At 68.7% G+C, this 4,559-nt stretch carries 6 protein-coding genes; 5 read left to right on the top strand and 1 reads right to left on the bottom strand.

The features are described 5' to 3' along the window. From Q7T09_RS06225 to Q7T09_RS06215, 3 genes are all read left to right on the top strand, one after another. Positions 1 to 1,113: ABC transporter permease (locus Q7T09_RS06225; protein ID WP_304698520.1), on the top strand; the 1,113-nt coding region annotated here is incomplete at its 5' end. After that, positions 1,110 to 1,865 carry an ABC transporter ATP-binding protein gene (locus Q7T09_RS06220; RefSeq protein WP_304698517.1) on the top strand — a complete coding sequence of 252 codons (756 nt, stop codon included), beginning with the start codon at positions 1,110 to 1,112 and terminating at the stop codon, positions 1,863 to 1,865. The genes Q7T09_RS06225 and Q7T09_RS06220, both read left to right, overlap by 4 nt. Before the next feature lie 5 nt (positions 1,866 to 1,870). After that, positions 1,871 to 2,827 carry an HlyD family secretion protein gene (locus Q7T09_RS06215; protein ID WP_304698515.1) on the top strand — a complete coding sequence of 319 codons (957 nt, stop codon included), beginning with the start codon at positions 1,871 to 1,873 and terminating at the stop codon, positions 2,825 to 2,827. A gap of 35 nt (positions 2,828 to 2,862) precedes the next feature. Here the strand turns inward: Q7T09_RS06215 and Q7T09_RS06210 are convergent, their stop codons facing one another. Further along, complete coding sequence (locus Q7T09_RS06210) at positions 2,863 to 3,579, bottom strand: hypothetical protein (protein WP_304698513.1); 717 nt, start codon at positions 3,577 to 3,579, stop codon at positions 2,863 to 2,865. Between the two features lie 176 nt (positions 3,580 to 3,755). Here Q7T09_RS06210 and Q7T09_RS06205 point away from each other — a divergent pair, with 176 nt between their 5' ends. Then, complete coding sequence (locus Q7T09_RS06205; RefSeq protein WP_304698510.1) at positions 3,756 to 3,989, top strand: antitoxin; 234 nt, start codon at positions 3,756 to 3,758, stop codon at positions 3,987 to 3,989. After that, entirely contained in the window at positions 3,989 to 4,387 is a 399-nt protein-coding gene (locus Q7T09_RS06200; RefSeq protein WP_304698509.1) for a type II toxin-antitoxin system VapC family toxin, read from the top strand. Before Q7T09_RS06205 ends, Q7T09_RS06200 begins: the two co-directional genes overlap by 1 nt. Positions 4,388 to 4,559 lie beyond the last annotated feature (172 nt).

The following is a 4,559-nucleotide window of genomic DNA, read 5'->3' as shown; positions in this document are numbered from 1 at the left end:
GAATGGCGCCGCTACCTGGCCGCCGTGATCGCGCTGGCCTTTTCGGGCCTGCTGATCCTGGCCCAGGTGGGGATGTTCACCGGCATCGTGAAGGGCGCCACGGCGACCATCGACCGGTCGCGGGCCGACATCATGATCCTGCCGGCCAAGTCCGAGAGCCTGATCAATTCCGGTCCCTCGGGCCTGCCCCGCCGCATCCAGCCGCAGATCTACATGAACCCCGACGTGGTGGAGGTGGCCAGTTTCGACGGCGACGGCGCGCGCTGGAACAACCGGCCCACCGACGGCAAGAAGGCCATCACCACCTATGTCCAGGTCAATATGGTCGACACCCGCGTGGGCGCGGTGACCCTGCCAGTGGACTATCCCGAGAGCGTGCGCCTGGCCCTGCAGGAGCCCTACGCCGTGGCCATCGACCGCACGGCCCTGGCCCGCCTGGGGGTCAAGCCCGGGGACGCGGCGGCCATCAACGGCAAGTCGGTCAAGGTGCGCGCGGTCCTCGACGGCTATCCCGACATCAACCAGCCCTCGGTGGTGATCTCCCGCGACACCATGCGGCTGCTGGGCATGGGGGAGAAGAGCGACAAGACCGGGCCGCTGATGGTGCAGATCGCCGACTCCAGCCGCGCCGACGCCGTGCGCGACGCCCTCAACGCGGGCGCCAAGGGGGCCTATCGCGCCTGGACCCGGGCCGAGCTCTCCAAGGCCAACGAGGGCGCCCTGATGAAGGAGCAGATCATCGGGGTCATGCTGGGCTTCTCGGTGTTCCTGGGCTTCCTGATCGGGGTGGGGATCACTTCCCAGACCCTGCGCGGGGCGATCCTGGCCAATATCAAGGAGTTCGCCAGCCTCCGCGCGCTCGGGGTCTCCATGGGCTCCCTGCGCCTGATTGTCATCGAGCTGTCCTTCTGGGTGGGGATCGTGGGCCTGGGCGCCACGGGCCTGCTGACCTTCCTGATCTCGCTGCTGGCCAGGAGCGCCGGCCTGCCCATGGGCTTCCCCCTGCCCTGGATCACCGGGGTCGCCATCCTGCTGATGCTGATCTCCATGGCCTCGGGCCTGATGGCCATGGGCATCCTCAAGAAGAGCCAACCTGCGGACCTGCTGCGATGAGCCTCTCCTCCGGCGCCATTGGCGCGCACGCCCTGGTGGCCAAGGGCCTCACCAAGCGGTTCAAGACCGGCCGCACCCATATCGAGGTGCTGAAGGCCGTGGATTTCGACGCCCTGCACGGGGACGTGACCATGGTCATGGGCCCCTCGGGCTCGGGCAAGTCGACCCTGGTGGCGACCCTGTCGGGCCTGCTGAAACCGGACGGCGGCGGGGTGAGCGCCATGGGCGAGGACCTGTGGAAGCTGCGCCCCGGCCAGATCGACAAGTTCCGGCTGGACCACTGCGGCTTCATCTTCCAGGGCTTCAACCTGTTCGGGGCGCTGTCGGCCCTGCAGCAGGTGGCGATCATCCTGAAGTACAAGGGTTTCAGCCCCGCCGAGGCCCGGGCGCGGGCCGAGATCGCGCTTGGCGAGGTGGGCATGACCAACCGCATGCACCAGCGGCCGTCCGAGCTTTCGGGCGGGGAAAAACAGCGGGTGGCTATCGCCCGGGCGCTCGCCAAGGAGCCGCACCTGCTGTTCGCCGACGAGCCCACCAGCGCGCTCGACGGCGAGAACGGCCAGGTGGTCATCCAGCTGCTGCAACGGGCCGCCAAGAGCCATGGGGCCGCCGTGATCTGCGTCACCCACGACCCGCGGCTTGAGGCCTATGCCGACCGCATCATCCACATCGAGGACGGCCGCATCCTGGACGACCGGCGCACGACGCCTGCGCCCAATGCCGCCAAGACCCCTGAGCTCATCGGAGCCTGAAGACCATGTTCGCTTTCCTCCGCCGCCACGTCGTCTGGCTCATCGTCCTCGTCATCGCGCTCACCGTGGGCGGGGGGCTGGCGATGAGCGGCAAGGCCAAGGCCCAGAAGGCCGAGGCCGCCAAGGTCGCCGCCGCCAAGGCGCCCAAGAGCCCCTATGTGGCCATCGCCAACGGCAAGGCCGACGTCGAGGGCGGCATGATCCAGGTGGCTGCGCGGCGCGCCGGCATCGTGCGCGAGGTGCTGGTCAGGGAGGGCGACCGGGTCGCCAAGGGCCAGGTCCTGGCCCGCCAGGAGGACGACGAGCCGCGCCTGGCCGCCGCCGAGGCCGCCGCCGCCGTGCGCCAGGCCCGCGCCCAGCTAGCCTTGACCCAGGTGCAGCTCACCACCGCCCGGCGCGAGCGCGCCCGTCTGCAGGGGCTGGTGGGCGCCAACTTCGTGGCCGGCCAGCGGCTCGACCAGGCCCAGGACAGGATCCGCGAGGCCGAGGCGACCCTGGAGGCCCAGCGCGCCGCCATCGCCACGGCCGAGGCCAACCTGGCCCAGGCCCGCTACAACCAGGAACTGGCCATCGTGCGGGCGCCGGCCGACGGTCGCATCGCCCGGCGCTACGCCAATCCCGGGGCCGGCGCCTCGACCCTGAACGTCTCGACCATGTTCGACCTGGAGCCCGAGGCCCCGCACATCGTCCGCGCCGAGATCGCCGAGGGCGCCCTGCCCTTCGTGCGCATCGGCCAGGCCGTGCAGATCGCCCCGGAGAGCGACCCCTCCAAGGTCTATCGCGGGACGGTCCTGCGCCAGGCCGCGGTGTTCGGCGCCCGCAAGCTGGTCTCCGACGACCCGAGCGAACGCACCGACGACCGGGTGGTGGAGGTGGTGGTCAGCGCCGACGGGGCGCCGTTCCTGATCGGGCAGCGGGTGCTGGTGAAGTTCCTGCGGGGGACAGAGGTGGCGGCGCGGTAGGGGGAGACCTTGGACGAGGGCTTCAGGGAGGCCGTTCACTCAGACGCCGCGCCCGCGTCCTTGTAGACGATCCGGTCCTTGATCCCATCGGCCAGGGCGAGGCGATAGACGGCCTCGGCGAATCGGCGATCCCTCACGGCGTCCTGCATCGGCAGGCGGCTAAGGAATGCGACCGAATCCAGAGCGTCCCGCAGCAGTTCGGCATTGAGGGGAACTGCGACGCCGGCGGTCATGCAGAAGTCCTCCAGGATGTAGAGCCGGGTGGCGATCAGCGAACCCTCCGGTGCGGAGCTCTCCAGACCTTCGTCCATCAGCTGAAATTCGGCATCGCATGTCAGGTCACGCACGACCAGGCCAGCCACGGGGTGCCGGCGTTCGACGTAAAGGATCGAAAAGTGCGCTGAGCGCATCGCCTCAAGTACGCGCGCATCATCGGATCCGGACTCGGCATTCACGCTGCGAAGATAGCGGTCGACCAGGCGCGGGCGATCCGGGGGCGAGGTATGGATGAGGAGATCGAAGGCGAAGGCCAGTTCGTATGGGTCATCGACCAAAAACGTCTTGCCATGAGCCAGACCGAGCCTTCGCGCCTGTCGAAGCAACGCGCCATGGGTCGCCAGCTCAACGAGCCCCGAATTATGTTTCCGGCTAAGGGCCCGCACTTCGCGGTATCGCGATTGCAGCTCGGCGCGGCCTGGGGCGATCCTCGGCGCGTCCAGCGCCGACAATGACTTGCGCGTATGTCCGGCCACTGGAACCCTCCTCCCCGCTGTCCATCAGAGCGGCCCCCATCCAGGCCGTCGCCGCACTCGAATCTATGGGCGCGTGCCGATTTTGCACAGATGAGGCGCCTCTCGGCGAGGGGCCGCTCCAGGCGAGACGGAAGCTGAACGTTGGCCTATGCCTCGGCCTATGCTAAACTGAAAAAATGACCGCGCACCGTCACGTCAAGCTGTTCAAGAACGGCCGCAATCAGGCGGTCCGAATCCCGCGAGAATTCGAGCTGCCGGGGGAGGACGCGATCATGCACCGGGAGGGAGACCGGCTGATCCTCGAGGCCGCGCCGGCCAAGTCGCTGCTGGCCGTCCTGGTTGGACTGTCGCCGATCGACGAGGACTTCCCTGAGATCGAGGATCGCGTTCCGGACACTGTCGATCTGTGATGCGCTACCTGCTGGACACCAACATCGTCTCCGATCTGGTGCGCAATCCTCAGGGACCGATCGCCGCGAGGATCGCCCAGGTGGGCGAGGGCGCGATCTGCACCAGCATCATCGTCGCCGCCGAGTTGCGGTTCGGCGCCGCCAAGAAGGGCTCCCCGCGCCTGACCGCCCAACTACAGGCGGTGCTGGCCGCGTTGGAGGTCCTGCCCTTCGAGGCGCCGGCCGACGTAGCCTATGGGCAGCTTCGCGCCCGGCTCGAGGCGGCGGGCACGCCGATCGGCGGCAACGACATGCTGATCGCCGCCCATGCGATCTCGTCCGGCTGTTCGGTCGTCACCGACAACGAGCGTGAGTTCGGGCGCGTCGATGGGCTGACCGTCGTGAACTGGCTTCGATAGGCCTTCGACGGCCGGACCCGACCGTTCGCCCGCCCCCCTAGAACCGCTGCGCGCCGTCCAGGCGGATGGTGGTGCCGTTGAGGAAGTCGTTCTCGCAGATGTGGGCGGCCAGCTGGGCGTATTCGTCGGGATCGCCCATGCGGTGGGGGTTGGGGACCATGGGCCCCCACTT

Source organism: Phenylobacterium sp., from assembly GCF_030645195.1.
GTDB lineage: Bacteria > Pseudomonadota > Alphaproteobacteria > Caulobacterales > Caulobacteraceae > Phenylobacterium.
The sequence above is the reverse complement of the archived record's forward strand: the minus strand, read 5'-3'. Positions and strand labels throughout refer to the sequence as shown.